Source organism: Sphingomonas sp. BT-65 (assembly GCF_026107375.2).
GTDB lineage: Bacteria > Pseudomonadota > Alphaproteobacteria > Sphingomonadales > Sphingomonadaceae > Sphingomonas.
Window position 1 is genome coordinate 1580711 of record NZ_JAPCIA010000001.1, and the last position, 23434, is coordinate 1604144.

The 23434-nt window shown below is 67.7% G+C and carries 20 protein-coding genes; 7 read left to right on the forward strand and 13 right to left on the reverse strand.

All coding sequences use genetic code 11. The annotated features are described in order from the left end of the window. Window positions 1-154: 154 nt before the first annotated feature. The 3 genes from OK349_RS07545 to OK349_RS07555 all read right to left on the reverse strand — a co-directional run bounded on the left by OK349_RS07545 (window position 155) and on the right by OK349_RS07555 (window position 6093). Entirely contained in the window at window positions 155-2758 is a 2604-nt protein-coding gene (locus OK349_RS07545; protein WP_265117200.1) for a TonB-dependent receptor, read from the reverse strand. Between the two features lie 169 nt (window positions 2759-2927). Then, on the reverse strand, window positions 2928-3920 hold the full coding sequence (locus tag OK349_RS07550) for a DUF6607 family protein (RefSeq protein WP_265117201.1): 993 nt from the start codon (window positions 3918-3920) through the stop codon (window positions 2928-2930). A 22-nt stretch (window positions 3921-3942) separates the two neighbouring features. Then, entirely contained in the window at window positions 3943-6093 is a 2151-nt protein-coding gene (locus OK349_RS07555; protein ID WP_265117202.1) for a TonB-dependent hemoglobin/transferrin/lactoferrin family receptor, read from the reverse strand. 155 nt (window positions 6094-6248) lie between these two features. Between OK349_RS07555 and OK349_RS07560 the strand changes: the two genes are divergently transcribed. From OK349_RS07560 to OK349_RS07570, 3 genes are read left to right on the forward strand one after another with little or no spacing between them, the layout of a single operon-like run. Further along, window positions 6249-7346 carry a glycosyltransferase family 2 protein gene (locus OK349_RS07560; RefSeq protein ID WP_265117203.1) on the forward strand — a complete coding sequence of 366 codons (1098 nt, stop codon included), beginning with the start codon at window positions 6249-6251 and terminating at the stop codon, window positions 7344-7346. A gap of 41 nt (window positions 7347-7387) precedes the next feature. Further along, the gene (gene dacB, locus OK349_RS07565; protein ID WP_265118559.1) at window positions 7388-8782 is read left to right on the forward strand and encodes a D-alanyl-D-alanine carboxypeptidase/D-alanyl-D-alanine endopeptidase; all 1395 of its coding nucleotides are present in this window, start codon (window positions 7388-7390) and stop codon (window positions 8780-8782) included. Between the two features lie 47 nt (window positions 8783-8829). Next, a complete protein-coding gene (locus OK349_RS07570) occupies window positions 8830-9237 on the forward strand; it encodes a hypothetical protein (protein ID WP_265117204.1) in 408 nt (135 codons plus the stop codon). A gap of 24 nt (window positions 9238-9261) precedes the next feature. On the opposite strand, the gene OK349_RS07575 is transcribed toward OK349_RS07570, so the two are convergent. Together OK349_RS07575 and OK349_RS07580 are read right to left on the reverse strand one after the other, a co-directional pair. Beyond that, complete coding sequence (locus OK349_RS07575) at window positions 9262-9993, reverse strand: class I SAM-dependent methyltransferase (protein WP_265117205.1); 732 nt, start codon at window positions 9991-9993, stop codon at window positions 9262-9264. Window position 9994: 1 nt separating this feature from the next. After that, the gene (locus OK349_RS07580) at window positions 9995-10420 is read right to left on the reverse strand and encodes a GtrA family protein (RefSeq protein WP_265117206.1); all 426 of its coding nucleotides are present in this window, start codon (window positions 10418-10420) and stop codon (window positions 9995-9997) included. Between the two features lie 62 nt (window positions 10421-10482). Here OK349_RS07580 and OK349_RS07585 point away from each other — a divergent pair, with 62 nt between their 5' ends. Beyond that, window positions 10483-12282 carry an AcrB/AcrD/AcrF family protein gene (locus tag OK349_RS07585; protein WP_265117207.1) on the forward strand — a complete coding sequence of 600 codons (1800 nt, stop codon included), beginning with the start codon at window positions 10483-10485 and terminating at the stop codon, window positions 12280-12282. On the opposite strand, the gene OK349_RS07590 is transcribed toward OK349_RS07585, so the two are convergent. Together OK349_RS07590 and galE are read right to left on the reverse strand one after the other, a co-directional pair. Continuing rightward, window positions 12279-12902, reverse strand: coding sequence for a MarC family protein (locus tag OK349_RS07590; protein ID WP_265117208.1), 624 nt, complete (start codon window positions 12900-12902; stop codon window positions 12279-12281). The two genes, OK349_RS07585 and OK349_RS07590, sit on opposite strands and share 4 nt — an antisense overlap. Further along, on the reverse strand, window positions 12899-13894 hold the full coding sequence (gene galE, locus OK349_RS07595; RefSeq protein ID WP_265117209.1) for a UDP-glucose 4-epimerase GalE: 996 nt from the start codon (window positions 13892-13894) through the stop codon (window positions 12899-12901). Before galE ends, OK349_RS07590 begins: the two co-directional genes overlap by 4 nt. A 69-nt stretch (window positions 13895-13963) precedes the next feature. Between galE and msrA the strand changes: the two genes are divergently transcribed. Further along, a complete protein-coding gene (msrA, locus tag OK349_RS07600) occupies window positions 13964-14509 on the forward strand; it encodes a peptide-methionine (S)-S-oxide reductase MsrA (RefSeq protein ID WP_265117210.1) in 546 nt (181 codons plus the stop codon). Between the two features lie 15 nt (window positions 14510-14524). Here msrA and aqpZ read toward each other — a convergent pair whose 3' ends face one another. Both aqpZ and OK349_RS07610 read right to left on the reverse strand, forming a co-directional pair. Continuing rightward, window positions 14525-15271, reverse strand: a complete 747-nt coding sequence (aqpZ, locus tag OK349_RS07605) for an aquaporin Z (RefSeq protein WP_265117211.1) — start codon at window positions 15269-15271, stop codon at window positions 14525-14527. Window positions 15272-15370: 99 nt separating this feature from the next. Further along, window positions 15371-16321: an L-threonylcarbamoyladenylate synthase gene (locus OK349_RS07610; RefSeq protein WP_265117212.1), complete on the reverse strand. Its 951-nt coding sequence runs from the start codon at window positions 16319-16321 to the stop codon at window positions 15371-15373. Window positions 16322-16366: 45 nt separating this feature from the next. Between OK349_RS07610 and OK349_RS07615 the strand changes: the two genes are divergently transcribed. Continuing rightward, window positions 16367-18073: an acyl-CoA dehydrogenase family protein gene (locus OK349_RS07615; protein WP_265117213.1), complete on the forward strand. Its 1707-nt coding sequence runs from the start codon at window positions 16367-16369 to the stop codon at window positions 18071-18073. Here OK349_RS07615 and OK349_RS07620 read toward each other — a convergent pair. Then, on the reverse strand, window positions 18070-18426 hold the full coding sequence (locus OK349_RS07620) for a GntR family transcriptional regulator (protein WP_265117214.1): 357 nt from the start codon (window positions 18424-18426) through the stop codon (window positions 18070-18072). The two genes, OK349_RS07615 and OK349_RS07620, sit on opposite strands and share 4 nt — an antisense overlap. 52 nt (window positions 18427-18478) lie before the next feature. Beyond that, entirely contained in the window at window positions 18479-19078 is a 600-nt protein-coding gene (locus OK349_RS07625) for a nitroreductase family protein (protein ID WP_265117215.1), read from the reverse strand. Between the two features lie 182 nt (window positions 19079-19260). Here OK349_RS07625 and OK349_RS07630 point away from each other — a divergent pair, with 182 nt between their 5' ends. Further along, window positions 19261-20898, forward strand: a complete 1638-nt coding sequence (locus OK349_RS07630; protein ID WP_265117216.1) for a peptide MFS transporter — start codon at window positions 19261-19263, stop codon at window positions 20896-20898. A 59-nt stretch (window positions 20899-20957) separates the two neighbouring features. On the opposite strand, the gene OK349_RS07635 is transcribed toward OK349_RS07630, so the two are convergent. Both OK349_RS07635 and acs read right to left on the reverse strand, forming a co-directional pair. After that, on the reverse strand, window positions 20958-21464 hold the full coding sequence (locus OK349_RS07635) for an O-acetyl-ADP-ribose deacetylase (protein ID WP_265117217.1): 507 nt from the start codon (window positions 21462-21464) through the stop codon (window positions 20958-20960). Next, entirely contained in the window at window positions 21461-23398 is a 1938-nt protein-coding gene (acs, locus tag OK349_RS07640) for an acetate--CoA ligase (RefSeq protein WP_265117218.1), read from the reverse strand. The genes OK349_RS07635 and acs overlap by 4 nt, the downstream gene beginning before the upstream one ends. Window positions 23399-23434: the final 36 nt, after the last annotated feature.

Sequence of the window (23434 nt, forward strand, 5' to 3'; positions counted from 1 at the left end):
CCCCCAACGGGGGAGGGGGACCGCCGAAGGCGGTGGAGGGGCCGCCGCGCAGACGGCGGGAAACAGTTCGGCAAAACTCCGCCCTCTACGGGGCGGCCCCTCCGTCATCGCTGCGCGATGCCACCTCCCCCGGAGGGGGAGGGATAGGAGGGACTTATTTCCCCCCGAGCCGCAGCGTCAGCGATCCGCCCCACATGCGCGGTTCGCCCCCGATGAAGGTCGGCATGCCGAGGCCGTCGCCGGTGTTGCCCGCGTCCTTGATGTACGCCTGGTCGAACAGGTTGGTGACGAAGCCCTCGATCCGCCAGCGGCCGTTGGCGGTCTCGATGCCGAGGCGGGCGTTGACGACGGCATAGCCGCCCTGCTTCTCGTCCTGCGCGGCGTCGGGGATGAGGTTGCCGGTCTGCAGTGCGGGCAGGTCGTTGTCGTCGTCGAAGAACACGCTCGACTGCCAGGTCACGTCGGGGGTGAAGTCCACCACCGCCGCGCCGAGATCACCGCGGAAGGTCACCCCCGCCGAGGCGCTGTGATCGGGCGACAAGCGGAAGCGGTTGCCCTCGCGCGCACCCGCCTTGAAGCGGCTGTGGTTATAGGCATAGGTCGCGAACAGATTGACCCAGCCGGCCGGGTTCCAGCGCATCTGGCCCTCGAAGCCATAGCTCTCGGCCTTGCCCGCGTTCACCGTGATGAAGGTCGTGCCGGACTGCTCGGTGGTCTGGAAGTTGCTGTAGTCATAGTAGAAGACCGCGCCGTCCAGGAACAAAGTGCGGTTCGCGAGTTCGGTCTTCACGCCGATCTCGAAACTGTCCACCGTCTCCGACGGCAGCAGGTTGAAGCGCGCCGCACCGCCGGGGGCGGTGGGCGGTGCCACACTCAGCACCTCGGGCCGGCGGCCGCGGGCATAGTTGGCGTAGAGGCTCGCCTGCGGGCTCAGCTCGTAGCGGGCGGTGACGCGCCAGGTGAAACCGCCATTGTCGAGCTCCTGCGCGGCCACGTCGCCATTGTTGGCGGTCGGCTGGAGGCCGAGCCCGAACAGCGGCACCGGATAGGCCACCGACTGCGGGATGTTCGCCGCGCCCGGCACCGCCAGCGCGTTGAGCAGCGCGGTGCGGGTCGCCGCGCTCTGGCTCAGCGCGCCGATGAACCCGCCGATGATCGAGCGGCCATTCTGGACCGAGGCGGTGTAGGACGTGCGCTTGTCGTCATGGCTATAGCGGACGCCGCCGCCGATCTCGAACCCGTCGGTGACCTCGAACGTCCCGTCGGCGAACAGGTCCCACGCCTTGGTGCGGCTGGAGTTGGTGCTGGTCTCGCGATGCGTGCTCTTGAGGTTGGCGGCAATACCCGTGGCGGTGGCCGCCGGCAGGATCGCATTGGTCTGCGCGTCGATGACCGCGTCGCGGTTGGGCGTCGCGGCCGGTACCGCCGCGGCGACATTCTGCCGCACGATGCCGCGCAGCAGCTGGCTGGTGAAGGCGGCGTTGCCGAACACCGCGAGCGGCGCCGGATCGCTCGCCGGACGGCCGGGGATCGCGCCACCGCCGTTGAGCGTGCCGGTGAGGCGCGCCAGCGCCACGCGCTCGTCGAACTGCGCGGGGGTGCGCTGATAGCCGTCCTCATGGAACCAAGTCGCGCCGACGAACCCCTTGAACCTGCCGCCATTATCCCAGTTGAGGCGCAGCGTCGCCATGGTCTGCTCACCCGCCGCATCCTCGGCCGCGGTCAGCGCGGGCAGCGAAATGCCGTCGGCGTCGAAAATCTCGATGCCGCTGAACTCGCGATAGGCGAGCGTGCCGTTGAGCGAGAAGCCGCCGCCGAGCTCGGCATTGGCGATGCCGGTGACGCCCCACACCTGACGCTCGAGGCCGAGGCGCTTGCCGCCCTCGAAGCCCGGGCCTGCCACCAGCGCCGCGCCCGAGTTGCGGCCGCGATCGCCCAGCACCGCGCCGGTGACCGGGTCGGTGGGGTTATAGGCGATCGACTTGAACGAGGTGCCGGTCGCGCGATCGGTCTGATAGTTGCCGATCAGGTCGAAGGTGAAGCCCTGCGGCGCCCAGCGCAGGCTGCCGCGCACCGCCTCGCTCTCGATGCCGTTGAAATCCTCGCCGCCGAGCAAATTCTCGACATAGCCGTCGCGCTTCTTGACGCGCGTCGCGGCGCGGATCGCCAGTTCGTCGGTCAGCGGGATATTCCACGTCCCGTCGACGCGGTACATGCCATAGTCGCCGCCGGTCAGCTTGAGATAGCCATAGCCCGCCGACGGATCGGCCTTGGCTTGGATCAGGTTGACCGCGCCGATCAGCGCGCCGCGGCCGTAGAGCGTAGACTGCGGCCCCTTGGCGATCTCGACGCGCTCGAGATCGAACAGCTCGACATAGGAGCCACGCGACTTGGAGATCGACACGCCGTCCTGGAAGACCGAGACGCGCGGTTCGTTGAACGCGCTGCCCGAGTCCGAGGTGATGCCGCGCATCACGAAGCCGGGATTGTTGGGCGACTGGTTCTGCACCTCGAAGCCCGGGACATAGCGCGACAGCGCGTCGAATTCCTGGATGTTGAGCCGCTCGAGGAACTTGTCGTCATAGGCGGTGAGCGCGAAGGGCACTTCGATCGGGCGCTGTTCGGTGAACTGCGCGGTAACGACGATCTCCTCGCCGGCCTCGGGCGCGTCGGCGGGCGTCTCCTGCGCCAGCGCAGGCGTGGCGGCGGCGAGCGCGATCGGGCTGGCGAGCGCGAGCAGCGGGAAGCGGATCGACATGTTGTGGTGCCCCTCAGGTTGACGTGGGCGGAATGCCCATGCCCGGCCCATGTCGGCAAAGCGTGACGATCCTGTTGCAGCGCACCACGAAAAGAAGGCCCGCTTCCGGGGGCTGAATCCGGAAGCGGGCCAAGGATCGGCACATGGGGTGCCGGAGGGTCTGGTGAAACTAGTTGGCGGCCACCTGTCCTGCCGCGCGTGTGGCCTGGTCCATCAGCGCCTTGGCGGTCTTGATGCCGTCGGCTTCCTTGGTCTTGCCGCTCTGGATCTCGTCGGCGATGCCGAGCAGGCGGCTGGCGATCACCGTCCCGGCCTCGGCCGCCTCGGTGATGCGGATGCCGTTCTTGGCCGCGGCGATGCGGTCCCACTCGCCGCGGATCGCTGCCCAATAGCCCTTGGTCGCCGCCCAATAATCGTCGGCCGCCTGCACCTTGTAGCCGTCGAACCTGGTATAGGTGTTCAGGACATATTCCTGCACGACCGGCTCGAGCTTGCCGTCGAACTCGCCCATCTTGGTATTGTCCTGCCAGTGGATCCAGCCGCCCGGGAACGCCTGGTGGCGGTTGATCGCGTAGTAGCGATCATAGACCGGGCCGCGCACCGCATCGCGGCGGGCGAGCGGGCGCCAGGTCCAGTTGGAGCGCCAGCGGCGGATGCCCGCCTCGCTCGTCCACTGGCCCCAGCCGCCGTAGCGCGGGCTGTCGTCGACCTGGTAGACGGTCTGCGACCAGCGGCCCTTGCGCATCCGCTCGGGCACGTCTTCCCAGGTCCAGCTGTCGGGGCCGGAATAGACCAGCACCCTGGCCGGCTCATATTCCCAGTCCTGGCGCCAATGCTTGATGACGTGATCCTTGCCTTCGTGGCTCACCACCAGCAGGTGCTGGAGCCGGATCACGCGGCCGGTGTCCTCGATCACCCGCACCGATTCATGCCCGCCCGAGACTTTGGCCTCGATCGGCGTGTAGTCGGCGCGCCATGGCGTCGACTCGCGCATGTCGAACTTGACCTTGTAGTTGCCCGCCATCGCCAGGATGTCGCGCCGGTCGGCCTCGAACGAGCTCTGCTCCTCGGCCTCCGCCCGCGGCTTGACCGGCCCATCGGCCAGCGCCGGCGCGGTGGAGGCGATCAGCGCCGCTCCCGCGATCCACATCATCTTCTTCATTTCGTTGCCCTCCTTTTATCGTTCAGAAGCGGACGCTCACCGACACGCTGCCGTTGCGGCCCGGCTGGGTGTAGGCGTCCTTGATCGTCGAGGTCGCCGCGAGCCCGCGCACGTCGCTCCACCAGGCGTATTTCTCGTCGGTCAGGTTAAAGAGGCCGCCGCGCAGCGTGACCCTGTCGGCGATCTTCACGAACGCCGTGACGTCGAGCGTGGTGAAGCCCGGAGGCGTGTATTGCCCGCCCGCGCGGTCGCGCTCCTTCTGCGCGCTGTGCGTCGCGATCACCTGCCCGCCGAAACGCCCGCCCGGATCGCGCCAGCCGGCGCCGACCACTACCTTGAGCGGATCGACCGACAGCAGCGGCGACTTGACGCCCGTCGGACTGATCTCGTCACCGGTGGCGTAGGAGATGGCGAGACGCCCGGTGAAGCCCGCATCGTTCCACGTCTCGAACCGCGCCTCGGCGCCCTTTACCCGCGCACGATCGATGTTGATGAATTGGAAGATCGTCGGATCGGCCGCGGTGCCGCTGCCACCGACGCTGTCCTGCGAGATGAAGTCGTCATAGTCGACATGGAAGGCGGTGAGGTCGAGCCGGACGTTGCTGCCCAGATACCGGATGCCGGCCTCGAACGCCTCGCTGGTCTCAGGCCGCAAATTCGGATTGGGTCGCGAGGTGTAGCCGAAGGCGAGGTTCTCGAAGAACTGGTTCACCTGGCTCGGCTCAGGCGCCTTGAAGCCCTGCGCATAGTTGCCGAACAGCCGGATCTCCTCGCCCAGCTTCACCACCGCGCCGATCTTGGGCGAGACGCGCGATCCCTCCTGCTTCGCCGCGGCAAAGCTCGGCAGCAGCGGATCGTCGTCGGGCGAGAGGTTGTAGTGATCGAAGCGCAGCGCCGGATGCAGCGTCACCGGGCCCAGCGTGATCTCGCCCGCCGCGAACAGCCCGGCCAGCGTATAGTCGGTCCTGGGAAAGGCGCGGGTCGGGAACACGTCAGGCGGCGTCGGCACGGTGCCGTCGCGCAGCCCCTCCTGTTCGGTCACGCTGATGTCGCCGCCCAGCACAATGCGCTGCGGCGTCTCGGCGCTCCCGAAGTTGAGCCGCAGCTCGCCCGAAGCGCCATAGATGCGGTTCTCGAAGGTATTGATGCGCGTGCGGTCGACCGCCGGGTTACGATCTTCGAACGTGAACTGGCGATCCTCGGAATCCTGGAGATAGGCGGTAATGCGTGCCTGTTCGATCCGGCCATTGCCGTCCCACGTCCAGTCGAACGCGCCGCGCCAGCGATGCCCAGTGTCGGTCGCATCGAGATCGACGATAGTCGCCGAGTGACCGGTCAGCACGTCGGTGAACAGATGCGTGTCGAGATACTCGCCGGTCAGGCGGAAGCGGTGCCCGCCGCTCTCATAGACGATGCGGCCGAGCGCCGCGTTGGAACGGCCGTCCTGAGGGTTTGCCTTGGTGCGTGTCGCGCGGTCGCCGCCAACCTCGCCCTGATTCTCATATTCGTTGAAGTCGCGGCGGGTATAGGCGGCCATCGCCGACCAGTCGCCCAACCGGCCAGCGACGATCAGCGTCTCGCTGAACTCGTTGTCGGCCGACGACCACGCGGCGCGCGCGCGGCCGCCGAAGCTCTCGCCCTCGCGCAGGAAATCCTTGGGATCGGCGGTGATGAAGCTCACCGCGCCGGCGAGTCCGTCGCTGCCGTAGAGCGCTGAGGCCGGGCCGCGCAGGATCTCGACCGACTTGATCAGACCCAGATCGACATAATCGCCGCGACCCACGCCCTGCGCACCGAAGCTGAACCCGTCGGGCACGCGCACGCCGTCGACCTGGATCAGCACGCGGTTGCCGCCCATGCCGCGGATGTTGAACCCCTCATTGCCCGCGCGGCCGGTCGTGCCGAGCGCCGCGCCGAAGCGGGTCGGCTGGCGCGTCACGCTCACGCCCGGCTCAAACCGCACCAGCTCCTTGATGTCGGTCACCAGCTCGTCGGCAATCTGCTCCTCGCCGATCACACTGACCGTCGCGGGCGCATCCTGAGTCGCCAGCGGCGAGCGGGTGGCGGTGACGGTCACCGTGTCACGCGCTTCGGGATCGGCCTCGTCGGCTGAGGCCGGCGCCCCCGCCAGCAACCCCAGCGCGCTGACGCCCGCCGCCAGCATGACCCGCATCGATTTCATCTTGCCCCTTTCATTTTGCGATTGCGACTGACTCGCATTAGCTAGGGGCGCCTAAGCTTGTTGCGAACCGCTGTCAATTGCGCGGCGCCGGGGCACGTGCAAATCGCGCATGACGTTTCGGCGGCAGCGCGCTAAAGCCGCACGTCATGCAACGTCCCAAGCTTTCGGTCGTCGTGCCGTGCTACAATGAGGAAGGCTGTCTCGAGCTGCTGCATGGCCGCGTCTCGGCCGCCGTGCGCGCCGCGGTCGGCGACGATTACGAGATCGTGCTGGTCAATGACGGCTCGCGCGACGGCAGCTGGGCGGTGATGCAGCGCCTGGCCGGGGCCGATCCCCGCCTCGTCGCGATCAACCTCTCGCGCAATCACGGCCATCAGCTCGCGCTCACCGCCGGGCTCGATCTGTGTGCGGGCGACGAGATCCTGATCATCGACGCCGATCTGCAGGACCCGCCCGAGCTGCTGACCGAGATGCGCGCGACGATGCGCGAGCAGGGCGCCGACGTCGTCTATGCCGTGCGCCGCAAGCGCGAGGGTGAGACCTTTTTCAAGAAGGTCACCGCCGCCTTCTTCTATCGCATGCTCGACCGGATCACCGATACGCCGATCCCGCTCGACACCGGCGATTTCCGGCTGATGACGCGGCGTGCGCTCGACGCCTTCCTGTCACTGCCCGAACAGGCGCGCTTCATTCGCGGCATGGTCGCCTGGGTCGGTTTCCGCCAGGTGCCGTTCGTCTATGACCGGCACGAGCGGCACGCCGGCGAGACCAAATATCCGCTCGCCAAGATGATCCGCTTTGCACTCGACGCCGTGACCGGCTTCTCGACCGCGCCGCTGCGCTTCGCCAGTCACGCAGGCCTTGCGCTCACCGGCCTGTCGGCGCTGCTGTTCCTTTACATCGTGATCGGCTGGCTCGCCGGCAATGCGGTGCAGGGCTGGACCTCGACGATGCTCGTCGTCGTGTTCCTCGGCGCGGTGCAGATGTTCGTGCTTGGCATGATCGGCGAGTATCTCGGCCGGCTCTACGTCGAATCGAAGCGCCGCCCGCTCTATCTCGTCGCCGATGTCGCGGGGCCGGTGAAGGGCCATGCCTCGCTCGGCTACCGCTTCGCCGATTCGGGCGAGGTCACCGTGTCGCCGCACGCACCGGCCCGTCCCGACCTGCCCGACGCGGCGCCTGCCGTGCCACCCCTCCCCGCCAAAACGCCGCGCCGCAAGGCCGAACCACCGACCCTGCTCTGAAGCGCGCACTCGCCCTTCTTGCGCTCACGCTCGCCGCGCCGCTGTCCGCGCAGCAGGCTGCGCCGCTTCAGGCCAGGGTCGAGGCCGAGCTCGCCAGGGCGGCCACGGGAACGCGTTTCGGCTTGGTCGTCGCCGATGCGCAGGGTCGCGAGGTCGTCACGGTCAATCCCGACCAGCGCTTCATCCCGGCCTCGAACACCAAGATCGTCACCACCGCCGCGGCCTTCGCCACCCTGCCCATGCTTGACCGGCCCGACGCCGCTGGCGGCGCTGCGGTCCGGCTCGACGGGCGCGACGTGATCCTCACCGGCCGGGGCGACGCACGCCTCTCGAGCGCGCCCAGCTGCGTCGCGAATTGCCTCGCCGCCCTCGCCGACGCAGTCGCCGCACGGGCCAGACACGTCCGCAACGTCACCGGCGATTCCAGCCTGCTCCCCGACGAGCGGTGGAGCGCTGGGATGAGCTGGAACAACATCCCGTCGCGCTACGGCACCGCGATCGCCGCGCTCACCCTCGACGACAATGAACTCGCCGCCGTCGTCACGCCGGCCAAAGCGGGCCAGGCGCCCGGCATAAGCCACCTCGGCTATCTCGCGATCGACAACCGCGCCGTCACGGTCGCGGCGGGCGGCAAGACCGACCTCGAATTCGACCGCCTGCCCTTCGATCGCGCGCTTCGCATCACGGGGACGATCGCTGCCGATGCCGCGCCGCAGACGCTGCGCTTCGGCATCGACGATCCGGCCCATTATGCCGCCTGGCGCCTCGCCGCTTTGCTCCGTGAGCGCAGCGTGCAGGTCGAGGGCGAGATCGGGTCGCGCTATCGTCCGGTCGGCCCGGGCGACGACCCGCGCCAGCGCGCCGGAACGCCCCCGCCCCAGATCGAATTCGGCGCGCAGCTCGCCACGCTCACCCCGCCGCCGCTGCTCGACGACATCCGCACGATCAACAAGGATAGCCAGAATCTCCACGCTGAGCTGCTGCTCCGCCGCACCGGCCTGGCGCGCGGCACCGGCTCGGTCGCCGACGGACAGGTCGAGATCGAGGCAATGTTCGCCAGGGCGGGCGTGCCGCGCACCGCCTGGGATTTCTCCGACGGTTCGGGCATGTCGACCTACAACCGCATCGCGCCGCGCGGCATGGTCAAGCTGCTCGGTTGGATCGCCGCGCAGCCCTGGGGCGCAGCGTGGCGCGAGACGCTGCCGATCGGCGGCGTCGACGGCACGCTTGCCCGCCGCTTCAAGGGCACGATCCTTGAAGGCAAGATCTTCGCCAAGACCGGTACGATCAACGCGACCAACGCGCTCGCCGGCTATATGACGACGAAGAGCGGCAAGACGCTGACCTTCGCCGCCTATGCCAATGACGTGCCCTCGGGCACCTCCGCCACGCCGGCGATGGACGCCGCGCTGGTGGCGATCGCCGAGGCGAACTAACCTATATGCGATCAGCTGCGAGCCCGATCCGTCTCTACCCAGTCAGAATGAGCAAGGCTCAGTTCAGCCTTGTGTTCGTCCTTCTACCGTTTCTCGCATGCTCGATTTTACCAAGCTTGTTGTTCGGCGTCCTGTTCGGCGAATGGGGCAGTAATCTAATCTGGGGCAGCTACTTCGGTCTCGGCTGGTGCGTCGCAGCCTTCTGGTCGGGCGGCTTGGTTCATGATCTATCCGCGGCCCGCATTGGAATCGCCTGGAGCTGGTTGGCACTGCTGCCGCTCTATCCCTTGGCGGGCTTGCTGTGGGAAAAGACCAGCGTACGTGGAAGGAATGTCGCGCTCGCGACCTTGGGTCTATCTGCGCTGCTGTCGGTTCCTGCTCGGGCCGTGATGTATCTGGAAGAGTGTGGAATCCATATTCCAGACTACACCCTACATATGGCGCTGTCCTACTGAAAGACACCGCCCCTCGAAACGCGATTACCCCTTGGGCTGCGCCAGCACGATCAGCGACAGGCCCGGTGGCAGCGGCACGCGGCCGACCAGGTGGCGCTCCAGCCCGAAAATCTTCTCGAACAGCGCGTTGATCGGCTTGGCCGGCGGCGAATCGTCGCTGTCGTCCTTGCCGGTGAGCTTGCCCACCAGCCGCGCCGCGACCGCCGCGGGGAACAGCAGCGAGTTGAAATAGCCGAGCTTGCGCCACTTGAGCCCCGCCCGCTCCAGCGCCGCGGTCAGCGTCGCCTTGGAGTAACGGCGCTTGTGGTGGTTGACCACGTCGTGCGCGCTCCACATCCACTGGTGCGCGGGCACGGTGATCAGGATCGAGCCGCCGGGCTTGAGCCGCTTGGCCATCGCCTGGAGCGCGGCGACGTCCTCCTCGATATGCTCGACCACGTCGAGCACCGCGATCATGTCATACTGGCCGTCGGCGACGCCCGACAGCTCGGGCAGCGGCGCGCTGCCGACTTCCTTGCCCAGCCGCTTGCTCGCGATGCTGCGCGCGGCCGAGTCGATCTCGATCGCATCGACCTCGCCGAACGCGCCGAGCATCGGGAGGTTGTGGCCGGTGCCGCAACCGATCTCGAGGATGCGCGCGCCCTTGGGCAGGCTCACCTCGCGTGCGATGAAGTCGGCGAGGATGTCGCGGCGCGCCACATACCACCAATGGGTGGAATCATGCTCGGCCATGCGGTCGTAGACGATGCGGTCCATATCAGCCGAATACCCATTGCCGGTTCAGGGCGAAAGTCGCGAGCGGGGTGATTGTCACGATCGGGATCAGCGGCGCCCAGTCGGGATAGTGCAGCAGGTCCGCGATCACCCAGGTGAACAACGCGTTGAGCAGCAGCCCGAAGCCTTGCACAACCAGGAATTTGACATGCTGCCGCCCGCTATTGTCGCGGCTGCCATGCCCTTTGAAGCTCCACAGCGAGTGCATGAAGAAACCGCACGTCACCGCCACCGCGAAGGCGAAGGGCACCGCCGCGACCGCGAGGTTCGGGAACACCCAGGTCACGAGCGGCATATAGACCGCGGCATAGATCAGCGTCGAAACGACACCCGCAATGCCGAAGCGCATCAGCTGGCCCAGGACGCCGCTGCGCTGCAATTCACCGATTCTGTGGATGATCGCCGTCACGCCTGCCTTGCCCTGAAGCCGGGCGCCGCCCTAATGCGCAACAAGCGGTAGGGGAAGCGGTTTTGACCAAAGGTATCGGTGGCTTCGATCTCGAGCGCGAGCTGGACAGGCACTGGCTGCGCTGGACGCTGCTCGCCTGGGCGGCGATCGCGGGCTGGTATCTGTGGGATCGCTGGGGGCAGATCAATGCCCTGGGCCTGGGCGACACCGACGACAATATGCGGCTGATGCAGGTCCGCGCGCTGCTCGACGGACAGGGCTGGTACGACCTGCGCCAATATCGCCTGAGCCCGCCGGGCGGCCTCGACATCCACTGGTCGCGGTTGGTCGATCTGCCGATCGCGGCGCTGATCCTGCTCTTCAAGCCCTTCCTCGGCACACCGATGGCCGAGAAGCTGGCCTGCGGCATCGCACCGCTCTTCCCGCTCGGCGTGACGATGGCGGCGTTGGGCCTGACCGTGCGCCGCCTGATCGCGCCGGCCGCCTGGCCGCTGGCGATCATCATCCTGATGGGCTGCACCGCGACAATGTTGATGTTCGTGCCGCTGCGCATCGATCATCATGGCTGGCAGCTCGCCTGTCTCGCGCTCACCGTCGCCGGGCTCGCCGATCCCAAGGGAGCGCGGGGCGGGCTCATCGTCGGCTTGTCGAGCGCCGCGTCGCTGACGATCGGGCTCGAGCTGCTGCCCTATTGCGCGATCGCCGGGGCGATCGTCACGCTGCGCTGGGTGTGGGACGGCGCCGAGGTGCGGCGGATGCAGGCCTATGCGCTGAGCCTCGCGGGCGGAAGCACGCTCGGCTTCGCGATCTTCGCCTCCAACGCCAACCATGCGATGCGCTGCGACGCGCTGACCCCAGTGTGGCTGTCGGTGACGATCGCCGCGGGCGTGCTGCTGTTCGGCCTCAGCCTGCTCAACCCGGCGAGCCGCGCGGCGCGTCTCGGCCTCGCAGCGGTCGCCGGCGCGGCGATCGCAGGCGGATTCGCCGCACTCTTCCCCCAATGCCTGTCGCGCCCCGAGGGCGTCTCGGACGAACTCTACAACACCTGGCTGAACAATGTCCGGGAGGCGCGCCCCATCTACAAGCACCGCTTCGCCATGGGCTTCCCGATCGCCGTGCTGCCGGTCATCGGCATCATCGGCGCGGCGGTAGCGGCGATGCGGGCGCGCACCGCCGATCAGCTCGTTGCCTGGGTCGCGATCGGGCTGTTCACGGCGTTCGCCGGGGCGATGCTGCTGTGGCAGATCCGTGCGGGGCCGGCCGCGCAGCTGCTCGGCGTGCCCGGCGCCACCGCGCTCGCCTGGATCATCGTGCCGTGGTTCCTCAACCACAAATGGATGCCGGTGCGCATCCTCGGCTCGGCCGCGGCATTCCTGATCGTCTCGGGCCTGTTCGCCGGATTCGTCGTCAAATATGTGAAGATCGACAAGCCCCAGCCCAACCGCGCGGTGGTCGCCCGCGCCAATGCGCGGTGCGCGAGTGCCGCGGGCATGTCGCTGCTCGACCGCACGCTGCCGCCGTCGACGCTGTTCACCCATGTCGATCTCGGGCCGCGGCTGATCGTGATGACGCATCACAAGGGCATTGCCGGCCCCTATCACCGCAACGAGCGCGCGATCCTCGACGTGCACCACGCCTTCACCGGCAAGCCCGAGGCGTTCCGGCCGATCGCGCGGCGCTATGGCGCGCAATATCTGCTGGTCTGCCCCAACATGGCCGAGAGCACGGTGTATCGCTCGCGCGAGCCCAATGGCTTCTACGGCCAGCTCGCCAAGGGCAAGGTGCCCGCCTGGCTCGATCCGGTGAAGCTGCCGAAGAACGCGCCCTATCGGCTGTGGCGGATCCGATATGACCGGCCCTAGAGCCCGAAGCTGCGCCTGATCCCGTCGATCACGAACTGGATTGCCAACGCCGACAGCAGCACGCCGAGCAGACGCGTGATGACCGATTCGATCTTGGCGCCGAGCAGCCGCATCAGCGGCCCCGCGGCGAGCAGCGCGACCAGCGTCAGGACCAGCACCAGCGCCAGCGCGCCGAACACCGCGGCGGTCTCTCCCAGCCCCTCGGCGCGCGACACCAGCAGCATGACGGTGGCGATCGAGCCCGGGCCGGCGATCATCGGCATGCCCATCGGGAAGACCGACACGTCCTCGACCTCAGGCGTCTCCATGATCTTGGTCGCGCGATCCTCGCGGCGCTCCTGGCGCTTCTCGAACACCATCTCGAGCGCGATCAGGAACAGCATGATCCCGCCCGCGATGCGGAAGGCGTTGAGGCTGATGCCGAGTGTCTTGAGCAGCGCCTCCCCCACCAGCGCGAACACCAGCAGGATCGCGCTGGCGATCACCACCGCGCGGACCGCCATCGCCCGCTGCTGCGCGTGCGTCGCGCCCTTGGTCAGACCCGCATAGATCGGCGCGCAGCCCGGCGGGTCGATCACCACGAACAGCGTGGCGAAGGCGGAGAGGAACAGCTCGATCATGCACGCTCCGCCAGCTTGCGCTCCCAGGCGAGCGCATGCGCGACGATGCGGTCGAGATCGTCATGCTGCGGGCGCCACGGGAGCGCTTCGAGGATCGCACGATTGTCCGACACCAGTTCGTCGGGGTCGCCCGCGCGGCGGCCCTCGAGGCGGCGCTCGATCTTCATATTGGTCACGCGATCCACCGCATCCAGCACCTCGAGCACCGAATAGCCGCGGCCATAGCCGGCGTTGAGGAAGTGGCTCTTGCCCGGCTCGGCGATCAGCAGGTCGAGCGCATCGACATGCGCCGCGGCAAGATCGCTGACATGGATATAGTCGCGCACCCCGGTGCCGTCGCGAGTCGCGAAATCGGTGCCGAACACGCTGACATGCCCGCGCTTGCCGGTCGCCGCCTCGGCCGCGATCTTGATGAGATGCGTCGCGCCCGCCGTGCTCTGGCCCGAGCGGCCCTGCGGATCGGCGCCCGCGACGTTGAAGTAGCGCAGCGCCGCGAAGTTGAGCGGATGCGCTGCGGCGACATCGCGCAGCATATGTTCGGTCATCAGCTTCGACATGCCATAGGGATTGATCGGCAGCTGCGGCGCATTTTCGCGGATGGGCACGATTTCGGGGATGCCATAGGTCGCGGCGGTCGAGGAGAAGATGAAGTGCTTCACGCCCTCGCGTACCGCGCTCTCGATCAGGCTGCGGCTCGCGGCGGTGTTGTTGCGGTAATATTTGAGCGGGTCGCTGACCGATTCCGGCACCACCACCGATCCGGCGAAATGCATGATCGCGGTCACGCCATGGTCGCGGATCGCCGCGCGCACCTTGTCGTCGTCGGCGACGTTGGCGACGACCAGCGCCGCCCGCGGATCGACCGCCCAGTCGAAGCCGGTAACGAGATTGTCGACCACCACCACGCGCCACCCAGCATCGAGCAGCGCCAGCACGGCATGGCTGCCGATATAGCCTGCTCCGCCCGTCACCATCACCGCGCCATCACGCATAAAGCTCACCTCTAGTTGCCCGCCCCGCTCAACCCTATCTTGGGCGGCGTAGCAAGGAGTTGAGGCGAAATGACTACCGAAACCGCAATCTTCGCGGGCGGCTGCTTCTGGTGCGTTGAGGCCGTGTTCAAGGACCTGATCGGCGTTCAGTCGGTCGAAAGTGGCTATATTGGCGGGCATGTCGAGAACCCGACCTACAAGGCGGTCTGCGGCGGCGACACCGGCCATGCCGAGGCACTCAAGGTCGTCTTCGACCCGGCGCAGATCACCTACGGCGACCTGCTCGACATTTTCTTCGCGACGCACGACCCGACCCAGCTCAACCGCCAGGGCAACGATGTCGGCACGCAATACCGCTCGGCGATCTTCCCCCAGTCACCCGAGCAGGAAGAAGCGGCGAAGGCCGGGATCGCACGCAACCAGAGCGAATGGCCCGCGCCGATCGTCACGTCGATCGAGGCGAACGACACCTGGTGGCCGGCCGAAGCCTATCACCAGGATTATTGGGAAGGCGAAGGCCGGCGCAATCCATATTGCCTCGCGGTGATCCCGCCCAAGCTCAACAAGCTGCGCAAGAGCTTCGCCGCGCGAATCAAGGAGGGGGCGGCCGCCTAGACCGCCCCGCTTTTCCTATTCCTCCGCGGCCGGGAGCGGTCCGCCCTCGACCGGCGGCCGCTTGGCAGCTTCGGCGCCGAGCATCTTGTAGACCAGCCCGCCGATGATCCCGCCGGCGATCGGCGCGACCCAGAACAGCCACAGCTGCTGGATCGCCCAGCCGCCCACGACCAGCGCCGGCCCGGTGCTGCGCGCCGGGTTGACCGAGGTGTTGGTCACGGGAATCGAGATGAGGTGGATCAGCGTCAGCGCGAGGCCGATCGCGATCGGCGCGAAGCCCGCGGGGGCGCGGCTGTCGGTCGATCCCATGATGATCAGCAGGAACATCGCGGTCAGCACGACCTCGATGATCAGCGCCGCATGCATGCTGAACTGGCCCGGCGAATGCTCGGCGAAGCCGTTGGCGGCGAGCCCGCCCGCGAGATCGTAGCCGCCCGGCGCACCGCTCGCGATGCAATAGAGCAGCCACGCCGCCACGGCGCCGCCGATCACCTGCGCGATCACGTAGAGCGGGATGTCCTTCGCCGCGAAGCGTCCGCCCGCCCACAGGCCGAGCGTCACCGCCGGATTGAGGTGACAGCCCGAGATATGTCCGATCGAATAGGCCATGGTCAGCACCGTCAGGCCGAAGGCGAACGATACGCCGAGCAGCCCGATCCCGACCTCCGGAAACGCCGCCGCCAGCACTGCGCTGCCGCAGCCGCCGAAGACCAGCCAGAAGGTGCCGATCAACTCGGCCAGACCCCGTTGCACATTGGTCATCATGCCTCTCCCACTCTCGTGTTCGAACACTCGCCCGGTACGCGGCGAGGCGGAGACTAGGACTCGTTGCGCGGGTGTAAAGGGCTTAGTTTTCCACAACTAGCGGTGCGCGGCGCGGCGCAGCCGGTCGTTGATCGCGATCCCGATCCCCTCGTCGGGCACGGGGGCGACGGCGATCGCGGCGCAATCCGACTCGTCTGCGCGGTGCAGCGCGTCGAACAGCTTCGCCGCCGCTTCGGTCAAGTCGCCCGAAGCGGACAGCGTGTCATGGCCGGCAATCGCGCCGAAGCCGATCAGCCACTCGTCGGCACAGCGCTCGGTCGCGTCGAGCCGGACCGGCTTGGCGGGCGCATAATGGCTGGCGAGTTGGCCGGGCGCCTCGATCTTTTCACTCCCGCCAGCCAGCCAGCGGCCGATCTCGCGCTCGATCGCCTCGGCCGGAATCGGGCCCGGGCGCAGCAGCCGCGGGGCCCCGCCGAGCGCGACGATGGTCGATTCAATGCCCCCGCTGGTCGGCCCGTCATCGACGATCAGCGGGATGCGTCCGTCGAGGCTGGCGGCGACATGGCTCGCCCGTGTCGGGCTGATCGTGCCGCTGGCATTGGCCGAGGGCGCTGCGAGCGGCTTGCCGGAGGCGGCGAGCAGCGCCTGCATCGCGCGATGCTGCGGCACACGGAGCGCGACGGTGTCGAGCCCGGCGGTGACCAGCCCCGCGATCGCGGCGTCGGGCCGCAGCGGGAGCACCAGCGTGAGCGGACCTGGCCAGAACGCGTCGGCCAGCGCGCGCGCGTCGCGATCGAACTGTGCGATCCGCTCGGCCGCCTGGCGATCCGCGACATGGACGATCAGCGGATTGAAGGAGGGGCGGCCCTTGGCCGCGTAGATCGCCGCGACCGCGTCCCGATTCGTCGCGTCCGCGGCAAGGCCATAGACCGTCTCGGTCGGCACCGCGACGCATCCGCCCGCCGCGACCAGCGCCGCAGCCTCGGCAATCGCCGCCTCGCCGTAGGGTAAGGTACGGGTCTCTACGCGTGGATTTGGAGCGGCCATAGCTGCTGGCTATAGCGGGGAGAAAATACCGGCAAGAGAGGACCGATGAGCTTCACCCCCGCCACCGCCGAGCAGCGCTTCGTGCTGGAGCATGTCGCCGGCATTTCGGAGCTGTCCGAAGCCGCGACGCCCGACCTGGTCGACGCGGTGCTGGAGGGCGCAGGCGCGTTCGCGGCGGGCGAATGGGCGCCGCTCGATCGCGCCGGCGACACGGTGGGCGCGAAATGGACGCCCGAGGGCGTGAAGATGCCCCAGGGCTATCCGGAGGCCTACAAGGCTTATGTCGAGGGCGGCTGGGGGACGATCGGCTCGCCCGAAGCCTTTGGCGGCCAGGGCCTGCCCTTCACCCTCGCGACCGCGGTGCTGGAAACGCTGGGCACCGCGAACATGGGCTTCGCGCTGTGCCCGACGCTCAATGTCGGCGCGATCGAGTCGCTGGTGCATCACGGCACGCCCGAGCAACAGGATCTGTGGTTGCCCAAGCTCGCGACCGGCGAATGGACCGGCACGATGAACCTGACCGAGCCGCAGGCGGGCAGCGACGTCGGCGCGCTCAAGACCCGTGCCGAGCCGCGCGCCGACGGCAGATGGTCGATCACCGGGACCAAGATCTTCATCAGCTTCGGCGACCACGACTTGGCGGACAATATCGTCCACCTCGTCCTCGCGCGCACGCCCGATGCGCCGCCGGGGACCAAGGGCATCTCGCTGTTCCTGGTGCCGAAGTACCGGCTGGACGCCGACGGAAACCCGGCCGAGTTCAACGATGTCCGCGTCGTCTCAATCGAGCACAAGATGGGGCTGCACGCCTCCCCAACCTGCGTCCTCTCGTTCGGCGACCATGGCGATTGCGTCGGCGAGTTGATCGGGGCCGAGCTCGGCGGGATGCGCGCGATGTTCACGATGATGAACAATGCGCGGCTCAATGTCGGCCTGCAGGGCGTGCAGGTCGCCGAGCGCGCGACGCAGCGCGCCGTCGCCTATGCCCGCGAGCGCATCCAGTCGGCGCGGGCGGGACATGGCCGCGAGCCGGTGGCGATCATCGAGCATCCCGATGTCCGCCGCATGCTGTTGCGGATGAAGGCGCAGACGATGGCGGCACGCGCTTTGGTCTATCTCGCCGCCTCGATGGTCGATCGCGCCAATGCCGGCGATGCGGCGGCGAGGGCGCGGCTCGAATTGCTCACCCCGCTCGCCAAGGCGCACGGCACCGATCTCGGCAACGAGGTCGCCAGCCTCGGCATCCAGGTGCATGGCGGCATGGGCTATATCGAGGAGACCGGCGCCGCCCAGCATTTCCGCGACGCGCGCATCACCCCGATCTATGAGGGCACCAACGGCATCCAGGCCGCCGATCTCGTGGGCCGCAAGCTGAGCATGGACAATGGCGGCACGCTGCTCGCACTGACCGCGCAGATGCGCGGCGAGGCGCAGGACGCCGGGCTGATCGCGCTGATCGACGCGTGCGAGGAGGTCGGCCGCCACATGCTGGCGAGCGAGATTGATGACCGGCTTGCCGGCTCTTATCCGTTCCTGACGATGCTGTCGGTCGCCGTGTGTGGCTGGCTGATGGAGAAGCAGCGCGGCATCGCTGCGAGCGCGGAGGGCGACCCGGCGTTCCTCGCCCTGAAGCAGGCGGCAGCGCGATTTTACGTCGAGCAGATCGTGCCCGAGGCTTTGGGGCTGAAGGCAGCGGCGATGGCGAAGGCGGAAGTGCTTTACGCGGTGGATGCGGAGACGTTCGCGGCCTAGGCGATCTCGCGGTCCAGCAGCTCGTGCGCGTTCAGCCCCAGCAGCGCGATATGCTCGCGCACCTTGGGCCAGTAGCTGGTCAGGAAGCGGTCGCGCTCGGCGATCTTGAGCCGCTCGACCGCGCCGGGCAGCACGAACATGCCGACGCCGCGGCGCACCTCGACATAGCCGTCGTCCTGGAAGCTCTGATAGGCCTTGGCGACGGTCAGCGGGTTGGCGCCATGCTCGGCAGCAAGCGCGCGCACCGACGGCAACTGGTCCCCCGCCCGGTATTCGCCGCGCAGGATCGCCGTGGCGATGCTGGCGCGAAGCTTCAGATAAACCGGGCTGTCTTCATGCTCGAGCGCTGTCATGCTGCCTTAATACAGCATGGGAGCGGAAAGTTCCACCCCTAAGGCGGTTTCGTCAGATACCGTCCGTCGCGGTTCCGCCCCATGTCGAGACGACCTTGGCCATGTCGGGCCGGGGACGCTCCTCCAGCAGCTTGCCGGCCGTACCGATGAACACGAAGCCCACGATACGCTCGGACGCGGCGCCGAACAGGTCGCGCACGCGATCGCTATACGCTGCCCAGCCGGTGAGCCAGCACCCGGCATAGCCGCTGGCGTGCACCGCGTGGAGCAGGTTCATCGTCACCGCGCCCGCCGACAGCTCCTGTTCCCACAATGGGATATGGCTCTCGACCTTGGGGGAAGCGAGCACGACCACCAGCGCCGGGGCCTGCCGTGCGAACTGGTCCATCGCCTCGATCTCCAGCCGTCCCGCCCCGGGCTTTTCAGCGCGATAGGCATCGATGATCCCCGCCGCGAGCGCGTCGCGCGCTTCCGCCGGCACCACCACGAACCGCCACGGCGCGAGCTTGCCATGGTCGGGCGTGCGCGCCGCGATCTCGAGGATCCGCGCCAGTTCACCCGCATCGGGCGCAGGGGGGATCAGGTCGCGCGCCTTGGCCGAGCGGCGGGTGGCGAGCAGCGTAAGCGGGGTGGAGCGATCGTTGAAGGTCATGCGCGCGCCCTAGCGGCTCTTGCGGCGCAGCAAAAGCGACCGCCCCATGAAATCGCTCAGCCAGGGTTCAGTTACGTGTGACACAATCCCGCTTCACATGGCGATTTTCGCCGTTAGGCTCCCGCGCAGCAATCCGCCCCGCGCGCACGGGGCAGGAATCTGTTTGATAAAGGGGTTCGAAATTGCCGCATTTCAAAGACGTAGCATTATGGGCGGAGGCCGAGTGGATCGCCGTGATCGCCACGGTCCTGCTCTTCGCCTTCCTCGCGGGCGGGGCGCTGATCGCCGCCAGCAAGAAGCCGGAATTCGCGGGCCATCCCAAGGGCCTGTACATGCTGTTCTTCGCCGAGATGTGGGAGCGTTTCTCCTACTACGGCATGCGCGCCATCCTGATCTTCTACTTGACCCAGCATTGGCTGTTCTCGGACGGCAAGTCGAACCTGATCTACGGCGCCTATACGTCACTGGTCTACATCACCCCGGTACTCGGCGGCTATCTCGCCGACCGTTATTTGGGCCAGCGCAAGGCGGTGATCTTCGGCGGCCTGCTGCTCGCCGCGGGTCACTCGCTGATGGCGGTCGAGGGCACGGGCGGGCAGAATGACCCGACCATCAACGTCTTCTGGCTGGCGCTCGCCTTCATCATCGTCGGCTCGGGCTTTTTGAAGGCAAACATCTCGGTGATGGTCGGGCAGCTCTACAACCTCACCGACACGCGCCGCGACGCGGCCTATACGATCTTCTACATGGGCATCAACGTGGGCGCCGCGCTCGGCACCATCCTGGTCGCCTATCTCGGCCAGACGATCGGCTGGGGCTTCGGCTTCGGCCTTGCCGGCATCGGCATGCTCGCCGGCCTGATCGTGTTCGTGCTGGGCAAGGCGTCGCTCCACGGCGCAGGAGAAGCGCCCGCGCCGCTGTCGCGTTCGCGCGAGTGGACGCTCTACGGCGTCGGCTTCGCGTCGGTCGCGGTGATCTGGGCGCTGGTCCAGTATCAGGACGTGATCCAGACGCTGCTCGCCATCTCGGGCGTCGCGCTGCTCGGCTATGTCCTCTACGAGAGCTTCAAGCTGCCCAAGGAACCGCGCGAGCGCATGTTCGCGATCCTGTTCCTGATCTCATTGAATCCGATCTTCTGGGGCCTGTTCGAGCAGGCGGGCGGTTCGATGAACCTGTTCACCGACGAGTTCGTGGACCGCGGCGGCGTGCCGGCGGGCATCTTCCAGTCGATCAACCCGATCTACATCATCCTGCTCGCGCCGCTCTTTGCCGGGCTGTGGCAGATGCTGGGCAAGCGCGGCATCGAGCCGTCGGCACCCGCCAAGTTCGGCCTCGCTCTGCTGCAGATGGGCTTCGCCAACCTCGTGCTGGTGTGGGGCGCGCACGCCTGGGGGATCGCCGCGATGACGCCGGTGTTCCTCGTCTTCGCCTATTATTTCTTCGCGACCACCGCGGAGCTGTGCCTGTCGCCCGTCGGCCTGTCGGCGATGAACCGGCTCGCGCCCAAGTTCCTCGCCTCGCTCATCATGGGCGCCTGGTTCTACATGACCGCGGTCGGCAATTTCGTCGCGGGCAAGATCGGCGAGGCGACTGGCGGTCATGACGGCCAGATGACCAAGGACGGTCTGCTCGACATCTACAGCCTGTTCGGCTGGATCGCGATCGGCGTGGGCGTGGGCGTGCTGGTGCTCAGTCCGATCGTGAAGCGCTGGATGCATCTCGATACGCTCAGGGACGACAAGGACCTGGCGGGCGAGCCGGAACTGGCGGAGAATCAGGCGGCCGGGATGCGACCGGATCTGGAGACCAAGCCGGTCTGACAAGGGCGCAAACCAAAACAGGGCGCGGGGAGCATCTCCCCGCGCCCTTTTTATGCCCGTCAGGCCAAGGCGGCTTCGTAGATACGGCGCATGTCGGGGCCGAACGCGACCAGCATCACGTCGAGCTCCAGATCAGCCGCTATCGCTGCCCGGCATTCGCGCACTGCAATCGCCGCGGCCTGGTCGACCGGAAAGCGATAGACGCCGCAGCTGATCGCGGGGAAGGCGATGCTGCGGATGCCCTGCGCGGCCGCGATCTCGAAACAGCGGCGGTAGCAGCTCGCCAGCAATTCCGGCTCGCCCTTGCCCCCGCCCTGCCAGACTGGACCGACCGTGTGGATGATATAGCGCGCCGGCAGCCGATACCCACCCGTGAGCTTGGCATCACCAGTCTTGCAGCCGCCCAGCGCATAGAGCTTGCGGCATTCTTCGAGCAGCCCCGGTCCCGCCGCACGGTGAATCGCGCCATCGACCCCGCCCCCGCCGAGCAGGGACGAGTTCGCGGCGTTGACGATCGCATCGACATCGAGCCGGGTGATGTCCCCCTCGATGATGCGAAGGCTCATCGCAGCCGGTTCGCCACCAGATCGTCGACCACCGCCGGATCGGCGAGCGTGCTCGTATCGCCGAGCGACGACACGTCACCCTCGGCAATTTTGCGCAGGATGCGGCGCATGATCTTGCCCGAGCGGGTCTTGGGCAGGCCCGGCGCGAACTGCAGCGCGTCGGGCGTCGCGATCGGGCCGATCTCGGTGCGCACCCATTTCACCAGCTCGGCGCGCAGCGCATCGTCCGCCGCCTCGCCGGCGTTGAGCGTGACATAGGCATAGATGCCCTGCCCCTTCACGTCGTGCGGCATGCCCACCACTGCGGCCTCGGCCACCTTGGGATGGAGCACCAGCGCGCTCTCGACCTCGGCGGTACCCATGCGGTGGCCACTGACGTTGATCACATCGTCCACGCGGCCGGTGATCCAGTAATAGCCGTCCTCGTCGCGGCGGCAGCCGTCACCGGTGAAATACTTCCCCGGATAGGTGGTGAAATAGGTCTGGAAGAAACGCGCGTGGTCACCCCACACGGTGCGCATCTGCCCCGGCCAGCTGCGCGCGATGACCAAATTGCCCTCGGTCGCGCCGCCCAATACCGCGCCCTCGCTGTCGACCAGCTGCGGGTCGACGCCGGGCATTGGCCTGGTCGCCGAGCCGGGCTTCAAGTCGGTCGCGCCCGGCATCGGCGCGATCATCGCGCCGCCGGTCTCGGTCTGCCACCAGGTGTCGATGATCGGGCAACGCCCCTCGCCGACCACCTCGTGATACCAGCGCCACGCCTCCGGGTTGATCGGCTCGCCGACCGTGCCGAGCAGCTTCAATGACTTGCGCGAGGTCTTGGCGACGAAGTCGTCGCCGTCCTTCATCAGCGCGCGCAACGCGGTGGGGGCGGTGTAGATGGTGTGGACCTTGTGCCGGTCGACCACCTGCCAGATGCGGCTGGCATCGGGCCAGTTGGGCAGCCCCTCGTACATCAGCGTCGTCGCGCCATTCGCGAGCGGGCCGTAGAGGATGTAGCTGTGCCCGGTGACCCAGCCGATATCCGCCGCGCACCACCACACGTCGCCGGGGCGATAGTCGAAGCACAATTCGTGCGTCAGGCTCGCCCAGAGGAGATAGCCGCCGCTGGTGTGCAGCACGCCCTTGGGCTTGCCGGTCGAGCCTGAGGTGTAGAGGATGAACAGCGGATCCTCGGCGTTCATCGCCTCGGCCGGGCAGTCGGCGGAGACGTTCGCCGCGGCGTCATGATACCAGACGTCGCGGCCCTCGGTCATCGCTACCTCCCTGCCGGTCGCCTTGACCACGATCACCGTCTTGAGCGCGGGCGCGCGCTTTGCCGCCTCGTCGACATTGGCCTTGAGCGCGATGCGCTTGCCGCCGCGCCGCCCCTCGTCGGCGGTCACCACCACGCTCGAATCGCAGTCGGTGATGCGCCCCGCCAGCGCCTCGGGCGAGAAGCCGCCGAACACCACCGAGTGGATCGCCCCGATCCGTGCGCAGGCCAGCACCGCGAACGCCGCCTCGGGGATCATCGGCATGTAGATGGTCACGCGGTCGCCCCGCGCGACGCCCTTCGCCTTCAGCACATTGGCGAAGCGGCACACTTCCTGATGCAGCGCCAGATAGGTGAAGCGCCGGGGTTCCTCGGCGGGATCGTCGGGCTCCCAGACGATCGCGATGTCGCCGCCGCGGCTGGCGAGGTGGCGGTCGATGCAGTTGGCAGCGACGTTGAGCTTGCCGTCGGCGAACCAGTTGATCCGGAAATCAGCTTCGTCGAACGACCAGTCGCCCGCCATTTCCGGCCGCTTGATCCAGTCGAGCCGCTTGGCCTGCTCCAGCCAGAAGCTGCCCGGATCGGCGATCGACCGGCCATAGAGCCGCTCGTAACCTGCCGCATCGTAACGCGCATTCCGTGCCCATTCGGCGGGGACGGGGTAGATCTCGCCGGTCATCGCGTCTCCTTTCGGGCGCGACCTTTAGCGGGCACC

Excerpts from the sequence above, each read along its gene's own strand:
- OK349_RS07545 (WP_265117200.1), bottom strand. The coding sequence starts at position 2,758 with ATGTCGATCCGCTTCCCGCTGCTCGCGCTCGCCAGCCCGATCGCGCTC.
- OK349_RS07550 (WP_265117201.1), bottom strand. The coding sequence starts at position 3,920 with ATGAAGAAGATGATGTGGATCGCGGGAGCGGCGCTGATCGCCTCCACC.
- OK349_RS07555 (WP_265117202.1), bottom strand. The coding sequence starts at position 6,093 with ATGCGGGTCATGCTGGCGGCGGGCGTCAGCGCGCTGGGGTTGCTGGCG.
- OK349_RS07560 (WP_265117203.1), top strand. The coding sequence starts at position 6,249 with ATGCAACGTCCCAAGCTTTCGGTCGTCGTGCCGTGCTACAATGAGGAA.
- OK349_RS07570 (WP_265117204.1), top strand. The coding sequence starts at position 8,830 with ATGAGCAAGGCTCAGTTCAGCCTTGTGTTCGTCCTTCTACCGTTTCTC.
- OK349_RS07575 (WP_265117205.1), bottom strand. The coding sequence starts at position 9,993 with ATGGACCGCATCGTCTACGACCGCATGGCCGAGCATGATTCCACCCAT.
- OK349_RS07590 (WP_265117208.1), bottom strand. The coding sequence starts at position 12,902 with ATGATCGAGCTGTTCCTCTCCGCCTTCGCCACGCTGTTCGTGGTGATC.
- galE (WP_265117209.1), bottom strand. The coding sequence starts at position 13,894 with ATGCGTGATGGCGCGGTGATGGTGACGGGCGGAGCAGGCTATATCGGC.
- msrA (WP_265117210.1), top strand. The coding sequence starts at position 13,964 with ATGACTACCGAAACCGCAATCTTCGCGGGCGGCTGCTTCTGGTGCGTT.
- aqpZ (WP_265117211.1), bottom strand. The coding sequence starts at position 15,271 with ATGACCAATGTGCAACGGGGTCTGGCCGAGTTGATCGGCACCTTCTGG.
- OK349_RS07610 (WP_265117212.1), bottom strand. The coding sequence starts at position 16,321 with ATGGCCGCTCCAAATCCACGCGTAGAGACCCGTACCTTACCCTACGGC.
- OK349_RS07615 (WP_265117213.1), top strand. The coding sequence starts at position 16,367 with ATGAGCTTCACCCCCGCCACCGCCGAGCAGCGCTTCGTGCTGGAGCAT.
- OK349_RS07620 (WP_265117214.1), bottom strand. The coding sequence starts at position 18,426 with ATGACAGCGCTCGAGCATGAAGACAGCCCGGTTTATCTGAAGCTTCGC.
- OK349_RS07625 (WP_265117215.1), bottom strand. The coding sequence starts at position 19,078 with ATGACCTTCAACGATCGCTCCACCCCGCTTACGCTGCTCGCCACCCGC.
- OK349_RS07635 (WP_265117217.1), bottom strand. The coding sequence starts at position 21,464 with ATGAGCCTTCGCATCATCGAGGGGGACATCACCCGGCTCGATGTCGAT.
- acs (WP_265117218.1), bottom strand. The coding sequence starts at position 23,398 with ATGACCGGCGAGATCTACCCCGTCCCCGCCGAATGGGCACGGAATGCG.